The following is a 19,440-nucleotide window of genomic DNA, read 5'->3' on the forward strand; positions in this document are numbered from 1 at the left end:
AGGAGGATGACGATGAAGGAGAAGCAGCCGATCTCCATCCTCCCCGTTCCATTCGATTGGGGAGCAAGCCGCAGAGGCGCGGCCAGCGGTCCGCAGGCGCTGCTCGGTGCAGGCCTGGAGCGCAGATTGCAGCTTCTTGGACATCAGACTAAGATACGTCCTGACAGCTATTTGCCTGATTTCACCTCTGACTGCCGGACATCACCGCGCATGAAGCAATGGGGTTCCGTGCTGGCAATGTGCGAAGCAGTGTCCCGCGAAATCGCTCTGCTCGCATCCGGCGGCACATTCCCGCTGGCAATCGGCGGAGACCACAGCATATCAATTGGCACGATAGCCGGTCTTGCCCAGCAGAAGCGCAAGCTGGGCGTAATCTGGATCGACGCCCATGCGGATGTGAATACACCGGAGAGCTCGCCTTCCGGCAATATTCACGGCATGGCGCTTGCTGCAGGGCTTGGCCTTGGCGATCCAAGATTTACAACCATCGGAAGTGCGGCGCCCAAGCTTCAAGCAGAGCGGATAGCGCTAGTCGGCACCCGTCAGCTTGATGAAGGCGAGAAGCGGCTGATCCGCAAGCTCGGCGTCGCTTGCTTCACGATGCATGATATCGACAAGTTCGGTATGGCTCGCATTATGGAGCAGGCTATTGCGGTCGTATCATCCGGCTCGGACGGTGTGCATGTCAGCTTCGACATCGACAGCGTTGACCCCGGAGAAGCACCGGGAACCGGCACTCCCGTAAGAGGAGGGCTGAATTTCAGGGAAGCTCATCTGGCGATGGAACTGCTCTACGAGGCAGGGGTCGTGACGTCCGCCGATATCGTTGAAGTAAATCCGCTCCTTGATAATGGCCACCAGACCGTCAGACTTGCAGTCGAGCTGATCGGCTCGCTTCTCGGAGCGCGTATATTGTGAGTGATAGAATGCATAGCTAAAATAGACCGCCTGCGCGGTGAGTGAATCACCACAGGCGGTCTCATTGGGATATCGAACATGCAAGCTGCAAATTAGCCTTACTTGGCTTCCTTATCGGCGCCCGTATTGGCTTCCTTATCAGCAGCACCCTCTGCATCCTTCTTCTCATCTTTTAAATTGTTCGTAATTTTTGCTTTGTCATTCAGGTCTTTCAACCAGGTTTGGGACATTTCGTACGTCTTGTTATTCATAATAATATCTTTAACTTCTTCCTTCTTCTCTTCCAAAGTTGCTGAATGAGCATCTTTACGGTCCAGAAGCTTAATAACATGGAAGCCGCTATCCGTCTGAACTACACCACTAAGCTCGTCCTTCTTAAGGTTGAACGCCGCGTCCTCGAATGGCTCGTGCATCGTGCCGCGAGGGAAGAAATCATACTCGCCGCCATTATCCTTGCTTCCTGGATCAGTCGACTTCTCCTTGGCAAGCTGGGCAAAGTCCGCGCCTTCCTTGAGCTGCTTCAGCACAGCTTCCGCTTCTTCCTTGGTCGCAAGCAGAATATGAGCAACCTTGACCTGCTCTACTGTGTCGAATTGCGCTTTGTTCTCATCGAAGAACTGCTTGATTTCATCGTCAGTAATCGTTACTTTAGGCTCAAGAATTTTGCGCATCGTAAGCTGCGGAGCGAGCTGCTTCTTCAACGTCTCGATCGTCATCCCGCTACTCTGCAGCTGCTTCGTCAGTTCCTCTTCAGAACCGCCGAATCTTTCCTTGATGCTGTCGATTTCCTTATTAATATCTGCTTCTGTAATCTTTACTCCTGCTTTGTCTGCTTCTTGATTGATCAGCGTTTCTTGAATCAGGTTATCCAGTGTTTGCTCGCCGCCAACTTCTACGAGAGACTTGTACAAATCTGCCTTCGTAATATCGTCTCCATTGACCGTAGCGACCACTTCATTGCTATCTCCGCCTCCGAATGGCGGCTTCCACAATACGATTACCAGCAATAGCGCCAAGCCAATCGCGATAAACATCCATGCTTTGCCACTGCTGCCCGCAGCTGGAGTGCCGCCAGCGCGTTCTTGCGTCTGCTCTTCCGCATGAGTGTCGGGAGCATCATTTCCGGATTCAGATACGATTGCATTGTCCTCTGCTACGTCCGGATCAATCCCTCTATCCGTGTCTTTCTTTGATAAATCCAAGTTCTTCTGTTCTGAATCTTTCTCGTTCAACGTTAAATCTCCCTTCTGGCATGAAAGCTCAGTGAATAGTTATTCTGACGTCACTATACCAGAAATTGAAACAAAAAACCTTAAGATTAAATAAAATTAAGCAATCGCTTACAAAATGAGCAGGTGAAGTGGAAGCAGCAGCAATGGTGTGAATACTGCGCAAGCCGCCATCGAAAAACTGCTAACACCTCCCATTTCCTCCGAATCAGCAAGCAATCTTGCCGAGCCGATCCCATGGGATGCCGCACCAATAGCAAGAGCAGCCGCTATCGCTCCTCTTACACCCGCAAGCCTGAGCAGTGGCGGGCCGATTAGACTGCCGAACAATCCGGTCAGCGCGGTGAGAGCGGCTGTCAGTTCCGGCGTTCCGCCGAGCCAGCGGGTCAGATCGACGGCTACAGCCGTCGTGACAGACTTGGGCAGCGCCGAGAGCAGCATCTCTTTTGACCCGTTCAGCAGCAGGATCGAAAGAGCATTGAGGACCAGACCGGCCGCACTACCAACAAGGGCGCCAGCTATGAGGTGCGGAAGGTGATCCTTCAGGCGAATGGCGTGTTTATACAGCGGTACGGCAAGTGCAACAGTGGCTGGGCCAAGAAAGAATGTAACGAGCTCACCACCTGCCTCATAGTAGCTATAGTCGATCTCCCCAGTAAGCAGCAGTGTATAGATGAGGATCGGAGCAGTAACTAGCGGGTGCAGCCAGCGGAATTTGCGGCGGATCAGCAGGGCACAGATGTAGGCAATTATAGTCACCGACACACCGAATAACAGTTCAGAATAGAGACCGCTGCTGTTCATGCCCCTTCTCCCTCCCTCTGGACATCAATCTCTCCGCTGCGAAGCCCGTTGCCAGCATAATCGCAGCCGTTCCTGCCGTAACACTGACAGCTGCAGCAAGCCATGAATCCCCGATTAGCGGGAGAAAGGCAATCGCGCCGACAAGCAGCGGTACAAAAAACAGCATGAAATGTCCCGTAAGCAGCGCTGCGCACCCTTCCACCCATTCCACTCTGACAATATTCAGAAATAGTGCGGCCGCTAACAGCAGCAGCCCTAGAACATGCGAAGGAAGCGGGACGCCCGCTAGTGTATGCAGGAGCCAGCCGAGACCGTCAAATCCGATAATGATAGCAAAACCGCGCATATCATCCCTCCAACCGATGCATACTCTCCGGACAAATGCCCCGTATTCCGCACCTTGCCGCCGCTCAGAACACGAGTGGAAAGCTTATCTTCTGATTGTTATTCTGATTGTTTAATACTGTCTCTGACTGCTGTCCTGTCTATTGTATGTTTATCTTCCTCTTACAGAAGCGCTTATACGCTGCGGCTCGTTCTTTTTCCCATAAGCAGATGTATAATTTGGCTGTCGGACGGCAATCATGAAGATATCGGCGTTGAGAGACGCCGTAGACAACCGCGGAGAAGACTTACGTTTCCCCATAAGCTCTTCGTCCGGTTTCTCCTCTCCCATGAAAGAGCGTCCTCGAAAGAGGGCGCTCGATTTTTTTGTTTTTAAGCCAGCTCACAACATAGATGCTAACTGTCGGAGTTTCATTAGCATTTGCCATCCCAGTCCATGAAACAAATAGTAGTAGCAATCCTAAAAGATTTTGGGACACAAACGACTATTTCGCCGTTACTTTGACGGACTTTTGGGGTATCGACTACTTCTATTTATTCCAATGACACGGAAAGTACGAAGACATATTTCCTCTAACTGTACAACCTCGGCGATCAGTCTTTCGATAACCAGTTCAAAACTATTGGTGTTGGAGGCTCTTAATTCGCCTTGCTTCGAGCAGGTGGGTCGGGAAAGTGTGTGCTATTACTGTTCCGGCACCCTGTGTCCTAGTCTACTGCCTTACGCTTTAAGTAAGCGACGTTTGCATCGGTTAAACAATGAGTTAATCCAATGTCCATTCAAACGGGGCATTTCACAAACCGATGGTTTTTTGAAAATTAATTCGATTTTGATATATTTCTCGCTATGCTTGAACTAGCTAGCACCTCATCAAAATTTTTTATTCCTATCATCTCTATCGACTGAGTAATATTGATTGCCGTATTGAATCCAGCCGTCCAAGTGGGATACTCTAATTTAGCGCTTTTGTCCGATACTTCTTCCATCAATATATTTATAATGCTACTTTCGCAGCGTATCTTTACCTTTTTTATGATTTCAATTAAATAACCATATAAATACTTACTGTACTCATAAACTTCAACATACTCAGGAATTATACCTTGATGGATTACCTTATTTCGGAAATTTTCTACATTATTTTTTACTTGGGTAGGTGTTTCGTTGAATTCATTCAGAAATAAAAAGTAGAATGCCCCCATTTGTCTTTGGGAGTTATTGGAGATAAGTTTCCAAGTATTATCATAGTTTTTTCTATCCGTTAATCCGCTCTTATTAATAAAAATCTTAATGCAACACTCATAGAACCTTTCCACTGATGCGGCAAAGCTCGAAACTGCTTCTCTATAATAGCCCTCTTCCAGTGCTTTTAATCCGAGTTCAAATAGAATCTCAAATTTGAAATTTTGAAGTACTACTGTCATTTCATGTCCGTTTCTGCAGACGACTTTAGAAACACCCTCCTCGTTTACTTCAAAGTCTGTAACAGTTTGTTCACCATATATAATAGCGCAGTGATGGCAAATCGAGTTGAATAATTTCAAGTTATACCCCTCCCCGTTCAAATTTCTACAGCGGAGAGCCTTAATCCTTTATTTGGGTTAATCCATTGTTATGAGGACATTCGCAATAGAGACAACCGCTCCCTTATGCCTCATTTAGACATAAGGAAGAAATCCCCACCCTTTTCGTCGAAAAAAACTGATCGAGGAGTTATAACAGATGCACACTTTGAAAAATTGTGGAGGCGATGATTTCAATGAGTAGCCTAAAAGGGTTACAACATTGGACTACGCTGTGTACGGGAATCTGGTCGTGCCCCTTCTTATATTTGGTGAGGATATCATGTTTCAACTACGAGAACGACACCGGCAAAATGCCGTCTTGTATGTCGACAGCACAAACGTAAATAAATTGTCACTTGTCATTGCTGATGTTCATATAATAGAAGCAGACTTCCTTAGTTAAATGTATGAGTACTACTGCAGTTTAATTGACGCAGCTAAGTTGCCATTGCAATTGCGAAAACGAGCCATCCAAAGAAATTCCTGCGAAAACGCATGGTTTTTTCACACTCCGACCAGATAACGATGAAATGCCTGCACTGTGGCAGGCATTTCATCGTATTTGCCCTTAATTGGCCCGTTCTTCTTCCTATTCCTGCACCCTAGCAGGTATTCTATCTCCTACTCGTTCTTTTAGCCGTAATTCCTGCACTTACGCAGGATTCCTTCTCTGTCTGCCTGAGGTTGTACGGCCAACCAGCTCCCTCCCTCCTCCAATCAACAAATCCCCCCCTCCTGCTCGCAGCCGACACCGTTCAACATCAGTTCAGGGCTAAAGTACGATTAACATAAACTGGTTATTTGTGACATACTTGCGTTAGACGCTGGCCGGCTCTAATAACTTTATGGAGGGTTGATTTTATCGGGATGAAAAAATTATTCAGTGCAGTCCTTATGTGGACGCTTCTGCTGTCAATCGCTTCCCAGACGGTATCGGCTGCGAATACAATTTGGGAGACGACGGATGTTTCATCTTGCATTTGCGAAGCCCAGAGCATCCAATTAAACGATCAATTTATGGGGTACTTGGGTGCGGTTGATCAGTGGGGATTTATTGACTACGGGGATGCCTTCAAATGGACCAATACGACAGATCATGACATTGCAATCGAAGCATGGCTTTACACTCCGCTTGGGATCGATTACGAGCTAAGAATTCGGATGGATGGCTACAACACGTTCGTGGCCGACAGGATAGGAAGTCAAGTGGATCATAAAGCTTCCTTCGTCCCCTCGGGCCAGCCCAGAAGGCAGATTATTATTAAACCTGGACATTCAGCCTCTTTCTGGGTCCTTCCTTCAGGCGTCAACCTCAATCCGACCAAAAACTACAAGCTTAAGATTAACGAAATTCCTATTCAATAGCTTATGACGCCATAATAATGAAACGGCTGGCTCCCCTGTTATACAGACGGGAGCCAGCCTCTTTGTCCTTCGCTGGCCGTTCGTTATCTGGCACTAACCTGCAAATGCGATCCCTGTTCATGAATAAAGAGATGCTGCGGATGCGGATGGCTCAAAAAATCATGATGCGAGATCGTCCAGCCATAGGCACCTGCCAGCTCGAACAGCACAATATCGCCAATGCGCACTTTTTCTACATAGATATCTCTGGCCAATACGTCCTTGGGTGTGCATAATTCCCCTGCTATCGTGATTTCAGCATCTGTAAGCTCCGCTCTGGCAAAAGGATAATCCCATCTCTCTATGGGCAAGATTCGAAACGGATGGTTGTGCTGCCAGGAGGACGGCAGGCGAAAATGATGGGTTCCGCCGCGGATGACGACAAAGCCGTGTCCATGGTTATGCTTCACATCCAACACTTCGGCAGCGTAGTAGCCGCAGAACGCAGACAAATAGCGGCCGCATTCAAAAATAACCGTCACACCCGGCGGACACACCTCACTCACTTCCCCCGCAAGCCCTTCTGTAAATGCCCTCCAATCGAACTGGTCGTCCAGCTCAGCGTAATTGACGCCAATGCCGCCGCCCGCATTCAAGTACGAGATATCCAGATTGAACATCCTTATCCATTCCATCACTCGGCTGCAATACAGCTTCACAAGCTGAATATGGCGTTCGCTGCTTAAATTGTTCGACAAGGAGTGCAGATGGAATCCCTCCAGCTTAATAGAAGGAAGAGTTCCGGCAAGGCTGATGACATCAGGAATTTCATGCTCGTCTATGCCGAATTGGGAGCGGGGGCCAGCCATCGTCAATGTTGCGTCAGGCAGCGAGGCTCGCAAATTCACCCGCAGCAGAACAGGAGCAACGATGCCAAGGCGGCTGGCAATATGACCGATGCGCTGCAGCTCATTACGGCTCTCAACATGGAACAACTGAACCCCCAGTTGAAGCGCGCCTTCAATCTCCGCATCTGTCTTGCCTGGACCGCCGAAAATAACCGGAGCAGCAGGTGCGGCACGCCTCACTTTCTCCATCTCGCCAAATGAGGCCACCTCGAAGCCGTGCACGCTCTCAGACAATGCCCGCAATATCGGCTCCTCCGGATTCGCCTTCACCGCATAATACAACCGGCAATAGGGCGGCAGAGCGGCTATGCTCGACGCGGCATGGCGCCGGAGCGCCTCCATGTCATACAGATAGGCGCTGTATGGCGCTTCACTCGTTCTTTTACAGGCAGCAATTTGTTCAATAATGGCATTCATCATCTTCTCCAGTCCACCAGCCGATCCTCATAAGATGCCATATTCAGCGGATTGGGCAAATCGATATAGAGGGGATTCTCGCCCCTTTGCCGATAACAGCTGATGAAATTGGCCTTCACGGGCAATGTTTCACCAGTCAGCAAATCCAGCAGCCAAGGCCGGTAGGCGGGGTTCAGGAACAGCTGCGAGCTGGCTATGCATTCGCGCACGACATGCCACAGCTCCTTCTCGCTCCTCCTGGAATGATAGCCGACTGTATGGATCACATGACCGAAATGATTGACAATGATGTAATATTTGAACCTCATCCACGCCTCTTCATCAGCATACAGCGCCGGACTATCATCCTCGACAAGCTGCTCTGACAAATATAGATGCGCTCTGCTGCGGCTGATGCTCGCCCCCTCCAGATCTCTGACAGCCAGTGTACGCGGCCAGCCCTGCTCCAAAGCAAGCAAGGAATTCTGCACATGCGCCTCCAGACTGATGCCATGCTCCAGGAACAGCCACAACAGCGGAATAAGCGAAATCCCCACATACCGCTCCAGCCAGCTCGTAATAAACGCTTCATTCAGCGGCATGCTCCGCGCAGTGGCCGCAAGCTTGATCATCCCCCACAGCGGCGCATCCACTGCGTCGGATCGCTTCTCCAGCAAGGCGGCAACGACAAGCGGAGCAGCAGCTTCGTCGTATCGGCCCCCCTGCTGCTCGCACAGCGGGTTGTGCCGAAACAGGACGCCAAAGCTTGACGCAAGGCCTTCATCACCCGTGGCAAGTGTCCGGTAGCTCCGCTCAGGAATGACGACGAGGTCAGGATACGGCATCCCGGCCGCTAATGCGCGGGTTACAATACGGCTTGCGTCAAGTGCCCGTCGAAGCTGTATCGTAGGGTTTACGCGCACAAAATTAGTAATTCTCACATTCAGCGGAAGCTTGTAGATCGCAGGAGCATCCTCCCCCCATACCGTGCGCACGGAAGAAGTGGGAAACAGCTTCTCACCCAACGGTCCAAGCTCAATAAGTCGCCGGGATGCCAGCAGAGAGCTGACTTCCCCCAGCCGCTTCACATATTCCGCCTGCCACGGGTGGCAGGGCAGCAGAATATAGTGGTGGTATTCTTCCCCGAGGCGGCGGCTTGCCTCCTCGATTACAGTGGAGCTGAACAGCCCGCTCTCTTCGACGAAACCGACTGTACGCTCCTCGACGATTGACGGATCGGCGGAAAAATAGTGCAATTGGAACTCCGCCCCCAGCTCCGGCGAATACAACTCGGAATCCCGATGCGTAAAGCCTTGGGAGCTTTTGGGCGATGGATGAAAAGGATGGCCCAGCAGCAACGCCTGCTCGGCTGCCCTTACGAGGCCAACACCCCGCTGCTGCTCCAACGTTGCGTGATGCTTCGCCCCATTACAGCGCAAGTAGCACTCCGTCCGCGCCAGCGAGCCGCGTATCTGTTCCAGCATTTTTGCACCCATGAGAGCAGCTTCCTCTGCGCGTTCAGGCCTGGCTTCAGAGGCGGCAATTTCGCCCAGCAGCACCTGAGCCAAGTCCAGGGAGCCGCTCATCTCTCTGAATCCACGCTGCTCTTCCCGGGCATCCGATCCTCTTCTTATCCAGAGGCCGGTTCCGTATTTATGATGGCCGATGGACGAAATATAGGCCAGCGTGCCCGCGATAACAACTCCCGTAGCCGGCAGTCTCAAGAGCAGCGGTCGTCCGCCTTCCTTCAACGCATCCTTCAGGGCGGAAGGCAGCTCGCTTAGGAGGCCGTCGCCAGGGACAGCAGCAGGATTACTAACAGCGGTCTCGCGCAAATAAGCATTCAGAAGCCTTTCGGACTGGGCCGCATCCGCCACCTGATCCCAGGAAGCGGTCTCAGCGGCAAGATTATGCTTGTATGGAATCATCATCGCTCCTCACCTCGTCCCGGTTCCGATCGGCTCGGCGCCGTATAATGACAGCAGCGTGCCCTTGCCCGCCTGGCTTGCAAGGCGGTAGATCGCTTGAGCGCTGGAGATGTCCTGAATAGCCATGCCCATCGGATTAAGGACAATCACTTCCTCCTCGGATTCCCGGCCCGGCTTTCTCCCGATGATGATCTCACCCAGCTCCGCATGCAGCTGCTCTCTGGAGAAGCTGCCTTCAAGCACAAGCTGGTTGATCGTCTTTTTCTCGCGGTTGGACTGCTCCCAATCATCGACCACCACCTTATCGGCGCGGAGAAATACTTCCTTATGCAGGTCCATAATCGATATGTTGCTGATGAATGCTCCTTTACTGATCCATTCAAAAGGAATGTATGACTGGTCGGCGACCGTGCAGGTGACGATCACTTCTCCTCCCCGTACCGCTTCCTCCGCATCGCCGGCCACCTTGACCTCAACATCATCAAACCTGCCGCACAATTCTGCAGCCAGCCGCTCCGCAGCCTCAGCACAACGATCATAGAGCCGAATAAGCCTGATCGCCGGGAACTGCTCCAGCATCGCGATCATTTGCATCCGGGCGATAGCACCGCAGCCGAGACAGCTCACCTGGCGGAAACGGGGGTTGGCCAGCAGCCGTGCGCCAATAACCGTAACGGCAGCGGTCCGCATGCCGCTGATCAAGCCCGCTTCGAGAATCGCGACCGGATAATTGCTTAACGGATCGTTAAGCACGATAACCCCGCTCGCACGCTCCAATCCTCTTGCTGCTGGATTGTCATGCTTGCTGCCGATCCATTTGATCCCTGACATCGGCGCACCGTCATCCAGATGGGCAGGCATCGCAATAATACGATCGGCAATATGCCCGCCCTGCGCATTGCTTCGCAAATACGGCTTCAGCGGCTGAACATATTGCCCCCTGGCATGCAGCTCGAACGCCCGGGCAACGGCCTCCACATACAAATCCGAGCATTCTCCTCCAAGCTCTCTTATCGCCTCTCGATTCAAATAAAGCAATGCGGGTACACCTGTCATCACATGGCCCCCTTCTCTATTAAATTGGTTCCAAGCATAGCGGCCCAGCTCTCGTTATATACACTGTCCATATATCGCTCTCCCCTATCGGGCAGTATCGTGACGATTCTCGAATAGCGCGGGATACCCGGCAGCAGCTGCCGGATCGCCGCGATGAGCGAGCCAGAAGAGCCTCCTGCGAAAATCCCCTCCTTGCCGAGCAAATCGTGGCAGCCCTTTACCGATTCCATATCGGTCACATAGACAACCTCATCGACATCCGCAAGCTGAGCCAGCTCGGGCACACGGCTTGCCCCGATGCCGGGGATTTCCCGCGGGCCGGAGGCCCCTCCGAATATGACCGACCCTGCAGCATCGACGGCAATCACCTTCACATGGGGAGAGACCTCGCGTATCCGCCGTGAGACTCCGATAATACTTCCCGTTGTACTGACTGCACAGATCAAATAGTCGATCCCTCCGCCAAGCTGGGCAGCTATTTCATCGCCTGCGCCATAATAATGCGCCTGCCAGTTCAGCTCATTGGCATACTGGTTGATCCAATAGGCGCCGGGAACCGTCCGCAGCAGCTCGCCGATCCGCTCTATACGGGTTTTCAGATAGCCGCCCTGATCATCCTTCTGCTCCACCATGTCAATATTGGCGCCAAGGCTGCGAATGAGATGCAAATTGGACTTTGTAATCTTGGGATCTACGACACAGGTAAGCTTCAGGCCGTATATTTTGGCTACCATCGCAAGTCCGATTCCCAGATTGCCCGAGGTGCTTTCGATCAAGTGGGTATCCTTGTTGATCTGGCCGCTCCGCAGTCCCTGCTCGATCATGTACCTCGCGGGACGATCCTTCATGCTGCCGCCGGGATTCATCATCTCCAGCTTGGCGTACACCTCGATATCCCGTTCAGAGAACAGCCGCTTCAAATGAACCACGGGCGTCCTGCCCACACAATCCACGATAGATTCTGCGACCTCCCGTCCAATAAAGCTAGATTGCAGCGCCCCGTTGTTCAATATCCGCACCATCCTTCTCTTCCCGAATAATGATAGCCAATGGATTTGTAACCTCATGATCCCTGGTTACCTGCTCGCCGAACAGCCTCCGCTTCGTCAACTCGCCAACCTTGATTGATTCCGTGAACAGATCGAACATGTCGAATTGTCGCTGAAACTCCGGAAAGCTGCGCTGATAGTCCCGGATTTCCTCGGCAACAAGCCCCCAGAAGCTGCGTTCGTCATAGCTGTATTGCTCCTCCATAAAAACCGACAATGCCGCCAAACTAATTTGCAGAAAGGAATCCATCAGAAAGTTGCGTACCTTGGACGCCTGATCCGTTTCCATCGCCGAGGTGCTGTAGCTGTTGGGATGATGGGAGACTGCCTCGCGCAGTCCTCCCGGCCGGGATGCCCCCCATGCCGCGCGGTCATAGAAGCGGACGCCGCCGGGCAAATCCCGCAGCGCGATCCGGGACGGCTCGCCGTTCTTATGGATCAGCACCATGTTCTGCCCATGTGATTCCATCGCGATGCCGTGCGCGAACAGCAGATGGAGCAGTGGACGCATAGCAACATGCAGCAGACGCTTCAGCCAATGCTCCACCCCCCGGCGGCTCACCCAATCCGCGATAAAAGGCCTGCCATCCTCAAGGACATGGCACAGAGCTGTGAAGGGGATCGCCTCTTCCCCGCTGACCAGATGAGCGTCCACACTTTCCCGCCATATAACGCCAAGCGTTCCCAGCGCCCGTTGACGCACCGTTTCCGGCAGCAGCTCGTAGCGGAAGGACATGCCCGCAACCTCCTTCAACAGAAGGAGACGCAGCTCTTCCTTCAAGTAAGGATCTCCATCAACAACGGAGCCGAGCCAATCCGACAGCGCCGGTGCATTGGCCGCATGATGAGCTCCGATTATGCGCAGCGCCGAAGTATTGAGAATGCTGAGCGATGCCTTCACATGGCATCTGGCGGGATTCGTTCGGTTGCTCAGCGTCCGGATGGATTGCTGCGGGGAATAGACATCCTCGCCCGCTCCCAGCGGCACGATCGTACCATCGTGAATGTACCGGAAGAACAAGCCAGGCAGCAGGTTGTTCCATTGCCACGGATGGACGGGCATGAACCGGTAATGCGGGGGTTCCTTGCCACCGTCGGCCAGCTTTCGCACGAAGCGCTCATGCAGGGATTCACCCAGTTCTCCCTTGAAGAACCCCGTCTCATCCAAGGACGTCGACAATGCAAGCTCCACCGCATCACGATGTACAGCAATCCATAACAACGCGAAAGAAGGATGGAATTCCGGCCCGAAAGAGGCATTGTCCTCCAGATCAAAGCCTATTCTGGACTTGAAGCACGGATGATAGGGATGGGCGTCCAGCACATCGCCTTCCAGATCGGCGCAGCTGCGCTTTGCCGGTGCCGGACCGATAAGGCTGCGCCGGTAGCGGGCAGCCGCGTCCTTGAGCAAGGTCTGCTCCAGCTCGCTCACAAAGCCTGCCAGATGCTGCGGCGTCTCCTTCAAGAACGGTGCAATCTCCGCCATAAAAATAGCCAGATCATCCGCCTCCTCTTCCTCTCCGCGCGACCCCCGCATGACCGTCCCCGTCAGACGCACCCTGCCGAAGCCGAGCAGCCTTCGGCCTGTGCAATGATAGCTCACATGCTCGCCGAGCTCGTCCCTGCCGGGAATGGCATAATGGCGCACAGCGTCATGCGGTCCGGATAGCTGCGGCTCTATAATTTCTTCATACAAGAGCGCCTCTATAAGCTGGCGGAACACCTTTCTGCGCGATTCCAGATATGCGGCGGAACGCAGCATCGCATTGCAATCCTTCCAGCCTGACCAAGCTTCGTTGTCATATCGTGGCATATTTTCAACCAACCTGCCTTTCTTTTGAATGATGATGAATCCGTGCTTCAAGCATAGGTCGCCATATAATGAAGGACGTTCGGAACACGATGATCCCGCTCGCCCGCTTCATTCCCGAACAGACGGCGCCTGGCCAGCAGACCGACCTCGGCCTCCGCCCCGAACAGATCAAAATCGCGGAAGGATTGCGCCAAATGCGGAAACTGCTCCTGATAATCCTGGATAATCCCCCGAAGCTCCTCCCAAAATTTCAGTTCAGGCCAGTCGTAATGCTCCTCCAGAAAGAGAGACAATTCCGCCAGATTGATGAAAAACAACGCATTGTGCACAATATCGCGCACCTCACCGCCTGCCTCCGTCTCAGGCAGCAGATCCGGCTCCGCTCCCTTGCCCTTATAGAACAGCACGCCCCCGGAGAAATCTCTTGCAGCCAGTCTGGACGGCATGCCGTCACGATGCAGAAGCAGCAGGTTTTGCGCATGGCTTTCGACCGCAATCCCGTGCGCGAACAGCAGATGCAGAAGCGGATGCAACGTCGTTTGCAGCAAACGCCGCAGCCAGCGTTCCAGCCCGTGCCGCTCCACCCACTCGTCAATGAAGGGACGGCCGTCCCGGCGCACATGGCATAGCGCTGTAAAAGGCGCCGCTGCCTCCCCTTCCCGCAGATGACAATGGATGCTCTCTCTCCATATCGCGCCAAGCGATCCTAAGGATGCTGCCCGTACCAGTCCGGGGAGCTGCGCCCCCTCCAGCGCAATGCCGAACAATTCCTGGAGCAGAACAAGCCCGCCTTCACCCTGCAAATATGGGTCGCCGCATACCGCCTCATGAAGCCGCTCGGATACGATGGGGCCATTGCGGACATGGCGCGCTGCAAGCGTCCGCAGGGAAGAGGTGTTCACGATGCCGAGGGAAAGCTTGATACTGCATTTCTCCGGGCAAGTCCGATTCGCCAGCGTTCGGATCGACTGCTGGGGCGAATAGAGGTCAGCACCTTCCCCCAGCAGCAGCATTCTCCCTTTGGCTATGAGCCGGAACAACTGCTGGCAGCCAATCTCCTGCCACTGCCATGGATGGACGGGCAGCATAAGACAGGCTCCGGTCTCATATCCCGCCCCATGCAGCATTTGTTCGAATCGGGCATAAACAGCGTCCCCCAGCTCCCGCCGGATAAAAGCGCGATAATCGGCGTCGCCCGTTCCCGACAGCAGTACGTCATCACGATGCGCCGCAACCCAGAGCAGCTTGAAGCGGGCATCGGAATCAGGCCCGAACCGCTCGTTATCCTCCAGATTGAAGCCGATTCTCGACTTGAAGCAGGGGTGATACGGATGCCCGTCCCTGATGCCGCCTTCAAGATCATCGTAGCTGCTCCCGCCATGCACATTCGCCTCGCCCCCGCAAGCTTGGGCCAAAGCATGATGGATGAGCGTCTGCTCCAGCTCCCGGGTAAATCCGATGGTGTCCGCATGCCGGATCGCCGAGCCGGGGGCGTTCTCGATGCTGCCCGCTCGCCCGCTTGCCAAGCCGGAAGCATTCTCGTTGCTGCCCGCTCGTCCGCTCGCCAAACCGGGGATAATCTCGGCGATAAATTTGGCGATATCGTCAGCCTCCATCTCCTGCCCTTCCCGCAGCCGCCTTACCGGCTCCTCTGTCAGACGATAGCGTCCGAAGACGAGTCTTCTGCGTCCACGGCACAGATAGCTTATGCGGCATCCCTGCTCATCCATGCCGCCAATCTCATAGAGTGTTAATCCGTCCTGCTCCTGCAAAGCCCGAAATGCGACGATGCCTTCGTACATCAGCACCTCGACAAGCTGCCGGAACAGCCGTCTTCTTGCCTTAACGTATGCGCCAGAGCCAAGCACATGTCCCATCTGCGTTAGACTGCCGCTCCAATCCCGCATCTCCACTTCATTCCCTCCTCCTCTTGTGTTAAGGTTCAGCAAATATTGATCGACGACAAAAGATAACGATTATCATTATCAATTATGACTCATGAATCATGGACATCTCGCGTCCATGACAGCATTTATCATCTTTGCTGCAGTAATCGATCTCCCGTCTCCCTCCCGGCCCCCCTCCTCTCCACCCCCTGCATCATCATCCTGCTGTACAGCTTGTCCGCGAGCAATAGCTCCTCATGGGTACCGGACTCCGCGATACGTCCCTTGTCCATCACATGAATGAGATCCGCATGGCGCACAGTCGACAGCCGATGAGCAATAATAATCGTGGTCTTGCCTGCACGCAGCTGCTCCAGATTGCGCTGCACGATCCGCTCCGTCTCCAGATCAAGCGCAGAGGTCGCCTCATCCAGAATGAGAATGTCCGGATTGACAAGCATCGCCCGGGCAAGAGCAAGACGCTGGCGCTGTCCGCCTGACAAGATGATTCCCCGTTCACCGACCGGAGCGTCGAGGCCGCCCGGCAAGCTTGAGATCGCATCATCCAGCCCCATAAGCCTGCATATCTCCATCAATCTATCGGTCGCAATGTCCTCAAGCCCCAATGTCAAATTCAGCCTGATAGAGCCCGGAAACAGGTATGGCTCCTGGAAGACAATATCAATGACTCTGTGCCACTCCTGGCGCCTGATCCGCTGAAGCGGCATGCCGTCTACCTCTATGACGCCATGAAGCGGTTCATAATACCGGATCAGCAGACCCGCTATCGTCGATTTGCCGCCGCCGCTCATGCCGACAAACCCGACTATTTTGCCTGCCGGAATATGCAAGGTCAGCTCCTTTAATACCGGGTCCAACGAAGGTCCGTATGCGAATTGAACGGAGTTGAACCTGATCTCCCGCACTGGCAGCTTCAGTGGCAGATCGCCCTGCGGCTCGCTTTCGCGTTCCAGCATCCGCCGAAGCCTCTCGACATAGCCCATATTTTCCGATAGCCGCATAACCTGCTCGAACAACTCATTGCATGTGTCCATACATTTTTGAGTCAAGGAGTAAATAACGACGAATGTCCCGATTGACAGCCCTTCGTTCAGCACCAGATAACCGCCGAAGCCGAGCACCGCAAGCAGCGCCCCCCACCGGATAGGCTCACTGGCGAATAATTGGCGATTCACCAATGCTCCCTGCTCCATCACTTTGGCCAAATAACGGTGAAAGGAATCTCTGTAGCGGGCTTCCTCCCATTCCATCCGGTAATTGGCAAGCACCTCGCGCGTAGATGCAATCCCTTCCTCAATCGTAACAATCATCCCGTCCCGTGCAGACTGCACATCGCGATTCATTCGCTGCATCCTTGAATGGTAATACTTAGTCAATAAGCTATATACTGCGCTTACAATAATCATGACTATGATCAAGGGCAGGCTGCCGCTTCCGACTGTGAGCAGCAGAACCGCCAGCATGGCAAACTTGGCTGCGAACTGCGGTAATGTGCGGGCAGAGAATTCGCATATTCTCGGAATGTCGATTGTCATATGATTGACGTACACCGCAGTCCGCTCCTTCTGAAATTCTTGTATCGGCAGAGCATGAACCGCCCTCAGCAGATCATCCGCCATCCTGCTGCTGATCCGGCTGTAGGGCCCTGTATACGCAAATGCGCCAACTGCATTGAAGCCGATATTGAACAGACAGATCAAGGCCAGCAGCAGCAGAATAGAGGGCAGCCGCCCAAAATCCTGCGGCAGGAACACATCGTCGATCAGCAGCTTCTGAATATAGACCGTGCCAAGCTCCGTCAGCGAAGTGCCGCAAAACACAGCCGCCATGGCAGCGAGCCCCCACTGCTCACGCCGGATATAGCGCCAGAGCCATCTTGCGTCATCCACTTCCGTCCGCCCTCCCCTCGACCAGCCGGTACAAGGCACCCCGTCGGCGCAGCAGCTCATCGAAGCCGCCTGCCTCTACGGCCATGCCCCGCTCCAGCACAACAATGCGGTCATAGTGGCGGACCGTTGTAAGCCGGTGGGCTACCGTCACAATCGTCTTCTCCCTCATCAATGCTTCAAGTGCCTGTACCACTTCCTGCTCGCTGTGATTGTCAAGTGCAGAGGTTGCTTCATCCAGCACGATGACCGCAGCATTTTTGAGGAACATTCTTGCAATTGCAATCCGCTGCTTCTGGCCTCCTGACAAGCGGTAGCCGCGTTCGCCCACCTCTGTCTCATACCCTTGCGGCAGCCCTTCGATGAAAGTATGCAAATAAGCAGCCTTCGCTGCCGCTGCCACCTCCGCATCGGTCGCGTCCGGCTTGACGAAGCGGATATTATCGCGGATCGTAGTCCCGAACAGGTACGTTTCTTGAAAAACAAACCCGATCGATTCCCGGATCTGGCGCAGGGACAGCTCCTTGTAGTCGACCCCGTCAAGCAGGATGCGCCCTTCTGTGGGATCATAGAATCTGCCCAGCAGCTTGAGAATCGTCGATTTGCCGCCGCCGCTCTCACCTACTAGCGCAACCTTCTCCCCTGGCCTCACATCCAGCTTGAAGGCGCGGACAATGTCGGCTTTGCCGGAGGGATAACGGAAAGATACGCAGTCAAAAGCAAGATGCCCCTTGACAGCGGGCAGCTTTACAGGATGCTCCGCCTCTGTCAGCTCCGCCTTCTGCTCTGCAAGCCGGTACAGCTTGCCCGCCTGCGACATGAGCACTCTGATCTCCGTCATAATCGTAATGACGAGCGTCAAATTAAAAATCATGATCATGTAATACAGCGCGAATGCTACGAACTCGCCTACCGACAGAAAGCCGTCGCGGACGAGAACCGCACCGTAGGCAAACATCGTGAGCGCGCTGCCGTACACGACGATTCTCCGCGGCACGCCCCGCAGCCACAACGGAACCGTCATTCGTCTCCAGCTTCGAAGATAACGCTCCAGATCTTGCAGAACGCGCTGCCGATCCCAGTTTAGCCTGCCGTGGGCACGCAGCTCGGCTTGCGCCGAAATGCTGTCGTAGACGGATTGCCCGTATGCGACCCGTTCCTCTGTCATGCGCAGGACGCCGAGCATCGATCTGCGCTCAAGCAATGGGCCGCAGATGGCGTACAGCCCGGCCCAGGGCAATGTCCACAGCAGGAGCGGGGCGTGAAGAATAGCCAGCATAACGGCAATAACGAGGACGTACAGGGAGCAGCGGACAAGCTCTGGCCAATGCCGCTGGTAGATCGTCTGCATCGCGCTGACCTCGGTATTCATGAGCGAAAGGGAATCGCCGGTGGAATGCTTCTCATAATAAGAGAAGCCTAGCTCCCGGAGCTTGCGGAAGAGGGCCAGCTGCACATCGCTTGCCGCCTTCTCCCGCAGCTCGCGCTCAATCAAATTGCGATACGCGCGCATGCCGAGCATCAGCGCAACCATAACCGCCATGGCAGCGAGCAGTCCTGCAAAATAGCTCCAATTCCGCTCAGGAATGACATGATCAATGAACAGCTCCAATGATTTCGGAACCATCATTTCACAGGCGGTGAGCAGCACGCCCAGCGTCAACTGCAGCAGGAGCTGCCGGCGGTACGGCTTCATGAACGACAGCGTCCACCGCCATACCTGCACCATGCTCGCTGCCGCTTCTCCGCTCATACGCTGCACATTTCGGCCAAATCCGCTGCCGCATCGTTTAATCGCTCCATCAGTTCCTCAGCCAGCTCATAAGAGCCGTCAGCGTTTCTCGCGACTTGAGTCTCGACAGCGTAGACCCCGCCCAATTGATGACAGGCTCCCAGTACGGACAGAACGGGCTTCAGCGCATACTCGATGGCCAGCAAATGAGCCATGGAGCCGCCGATGAAGACCGGAAGTATCGTTTTGCCCGCAAGCCCTTTCTGCGGCAGCAGATCAAGATACGCCTTCAGAATACCGGAATAGGAAGCTTTGTAGACCGGGCTCGCCACAACAAGCACCTCCGCCTGCTTCACCAATTCATTCGCCTCTGCAATAGCCGGGCTGTCAAAGCGGGCATAGACCAGATCCTCCGGCGGCAGGTCCGCAACCGCGATCCAGCGTACCGTGCAGCCGTCTGCCTTCAGTATGCGCTCCAAATATTGCAATACACCTGTCAGCCGCGATGTCCGGGACGGGGTCCCGGCGATAATGACCGCTTGTTTCATCATTCTCCTCC

The 19,440-nt window shown here is 53.8% G+C and carries 15 protein-coding genes; 2 read left to right on the forward strand and 13 right to left on the reverse strand.

Features of this window, described 5'->3' with window-relative positions:
- Positions 1–12: 12 nt before the first annotated feature.
- A complete protein-coding gene (rocF, locus tag K0T92_RS01165; RefSeq protein WP_219870587.1) occupies positions 13–918 on the forward strand; it encodes an arginase in 906 nt (301 codons plus the stop codon).
- Positions 919–1,016: 98 nt separating this feature from the next.
- Here the strand turns inward: rocF and K0T92_RS01170 are convergent, their stop codons facing one another.
- From K0T92_RS01170 to K0T92_RS01185, 4 genes are all read right to left on the reverse strand, one after another.
- The gene (locus tag K0T92_RS01170; RefSeq protein ID WP_219870588.1) at positions 1,017–2,150 is read right to left on the reverse strand and encodes a peptidylprolyl isomerase; all 1,134 of its coding nucleotides are present in this window, start codon (positions 2,148–2,150) and stop codon (positions 1,017–1,019) included.
- A gap of 108 nt (positions 2,151–2,258) precedes the next feature.
- Positions 2,259–2,951: an LrgB family protein gene (locus K0T92_RS01175; protein WP_219870589.1), complete on the reverse strand. Its 693-nt coding sequence runs from the start codon at positions 2,949–2,951 to the stop codon at positions 2,259–2,261.
- Positions 2,926–3,297: a CidA/LrgA family protein gene (locus tag K0T92_RS01180; RefSeq protein ID WP_219870590.1), complete on the reverse strand. Its 372-nt coding sequence runs from the start codon at positions 3,295–3,297 to the stop codon at positions 2,926–2,928. The genes K0T92_RS01175 and K0T92_RS01180 overlap by 26 nt, the downstream gene beginning before the upstream one ends.
- A gap of 818 nt (positions 3,298–4,115) precedes the next feature.
- Complete coding sequence (locus tag K0T92_RS01185) at positions 4,116–4,841, reverse strand: hypothetical protein (RefSeq protein WP_219870591.1); 726 nt, start codon at positions 4,839–4,841, stop codon at positions 4,116–4,118.
- An 888-nt stretch (positions 4,842–5,729) separates the two neighbouring features.
- Here K0T92_RS01185 and K0T92_RS01190 point away from each other — a divergent pair.
- Positions 5,730–6,227, forward strand: a complete 498-nt coding sequence (locus K0T92_RS01190; RefSeq protein ID WP_219870592.1) for a hypothetical protein — start codon at positions 5,730–5,732, stop codon at positions 6,225–6,227.
- A gap of 83 nt (positions 6,228–6,310) precedes the next feature.
- On the opposite strand, the gene K0T92_RS01195 is transcribed toward K0T92_RS01190, so the two are convergent.
- From K0T92_RS01195 to ssuE, 9 genes are all read right to left on the reverse strand, one after another.
- Positions 6,311–7,534: a type III PLP-dependent enzyme gene (locus K0T92_RS01195; RefSeq protein WP_246627782.1), complete on the reverse strand. Its 1,224-nt coding sequence runs from the start codon at positions 7,532–7,534 to the stop codon at positions 6,311–6,313.
- Positions 7,531–9,441, reverse strand: a complete 1,911-nt coding sequence (locus K0T92_RS01200) for an IucA/IucC family protein (RefSeq protein WP_219870593.1) — start codon at positions 9,439–9,441, stop codon at positions 7,531–7,533. Before K0T92_RS01200 ends, K0T92_RS01195 begins: the two co-directional genes overlap by 4 nt.
- A 6-nt stretch (positions 9,442–9,447) precedes the next feature.
- On the reverse strand, positions 9,448–10,494 hold the full coding sequence (gene sbnB / locus K0T92_RS01205) for a 2,3-diaminopropionate biosynthesis protein SbnB (RefSeq protein ID WP_219870594.1): 1,047 nt from the start codon (positions 10,492–10,494) through the stop codon (positions 9,448–9,450).
- Positions 10,494–11,516 (reverse strand): 2,3-diaminopropionate biosynthesis protein SbnA, encoded by a 1,023-nt coding sequence (gene sbnA, locus K0T92_RS01210; protein ID WP_219870595.1) that lies wholly within the window; start codon positions 11,514–11,516, stop codon positions 10,494–10,496. The genes sbnB and sbnA overlap by 1 nt, the downstream gene beginning before the upstream one ends.
- A complete protein-coding gene (locus tag K0T92_RS01215; RefSeq protein WP_219870596.1) occupies positions 11,479–13,356 on the reverse strand; it encodes an IucA/IucC family protein in 1,878 nt (625 codons plus the stop codon). The genes sbnA and K0T92_RS01215 overlap by 38 nt, the downstream gene beginning before the upstream one ends.
- Positions 13,357–13,403: 47 nt before the next feature.
- Positions 13,404–15,263, reverse strand: a complete 1,860-nt coding sequence (locus tag K0T92_RS01220; protein ID WP_246627841.1) for an IucA/IucC family protein — start codon at positions 15,261–15,263, stop codon at positions 13,404–13,406.
- Between the two features lie 128 nt (positions 15,264–15,391).
- Positions 15,392–17,152 carry an ABC transporter ATP-binding protein gene (locus tag K0T92_RS01225; RefSeq protein ID WP_219870598.1) on the reverse strand — a complete coding sequence of 587 codons (1,761 nt, stop codon included), beginning with the start codon at positions 17,150–17,152 and terminating at the stop codon, positions 15,392–15,394.
- Entirely contained in the window at positions 17,145–18,902 is a 1,758-nt protein-coding gene (locus K0T92_RS01230) for an ABC transporter ATP-binding protein (protein WP_246627843.1), read from the reverse strand. The genes K0T92_RS01225 and K0T92_RS01230 overlap by 8 nt, the downstream gene beginning before the upstream one ends.
- The gene (ssuE, locus tag K0T92_RS01235; RefSeq protein ID WP_219871157.1) at positions 18,899–19,429 is read right to left on the reverse strand and encodes an NADPH-dependent FMN reductase; all 531 of its coding nucleotides are present in this window, start codon (positions 19,427–19,429) and stop codon (positions 18,899–18,901) included. Before ssuE ends, K0T92_RS01230 begins: the two co-directional genes overlap by 4 nt.
- Positions 19,430–19,440 lie beyond the last annotated feature (11 nt).

It is taken from the genome of Paenibacillus oenotherae (genome assembly GCF_019443105.1).
GTDB lineage: Bacteria > Bacillota > Bacilli > Paenibacillales > Paenibacillaceae > Paenibacillus_Z > Paenibacillus_Z oenotherae.

Coding starts and splice junctions, on each gene's coding strand:
- rocF (WP_219870587.1), top strand. CDS start 13: ATGAAGGAGAAGCAGCCGATCTCCATCCTCCCCGTTCCATTCGATTGG.
- K0T92_RS01175 (WP_219870589.1), bottom strand. CDS start 2,951: ATGAACAGCAGCGGTCTCTATTCTGAACTGTTATTCGGTGTGTCGGTG.
- K0T92_RS01180 (WP_219870590.1), bottom strand. CDS start 3,297: ATGCGCGGTTTTGCTATCATTATCGGATTTGACGGTCTCGGCTGGCTC.
- K0T92_RS01190 (WP_219870592.1), top strand. CDS start 5,730: ATGAAAAAATTATTCAGTGCAGTCCTTATGTGGACGCTTCTGCTGTCA.
- K0T92_RS01195 (WP_246627782.1), bottom strand. CDS start 7,534: ATGATGAATGCCATTATTGAACAAATTGCTGCCTGTAAAAGAACGAGT.
- K0T92_RS01200 (WP_219870593.1), bottom strand. CDS start 9,441: ATGATGATTCCATACAAGCATAATCTTGCCGCTGAGACCGCTTCCTGG.
- sbnB (WP_219870594.1), bottom strand. CDS start 10,494: ATGACAGGTGTACCCGCATTGCTTTATTTGAATCGAGAGGCGATAAGA.
- sbnA (WP_219870595.1), bottom strand. CDS start 11,516: ATGGTGCGGATATTGAACAACGGGGCGCTGCAATCTAGCTTTATTGGA.
- K0T92_RS01215 (WP_219870596.1), bottom strand. CDS start 13,356: ATGCCACGATATGACAACGAAGCTTGGTCAGGCTGGAAGGATTGCAAT.
- K0T92_RS01220 (WP_246627841.1), bottom strand. CDS start 15,263: ATGCGGGATTGGAGCGGCAGTCTAACGCAGATGGGACATGTGCTTGGC.
- K0T92_RS01230 (WP_246627843.1), bottom strand. CDS start 18,902: ATGAGCGGAGAAGCGGCAGCGAGCATGGTGCAGGTATGGCGGTGGACG.
- ssuE (WP_219871157.1), bottom strand. CDS start 19,429: ATGAAACAAGCGGTCATTATCGCCGGGACCCCGTCCCGGACATCGCGG.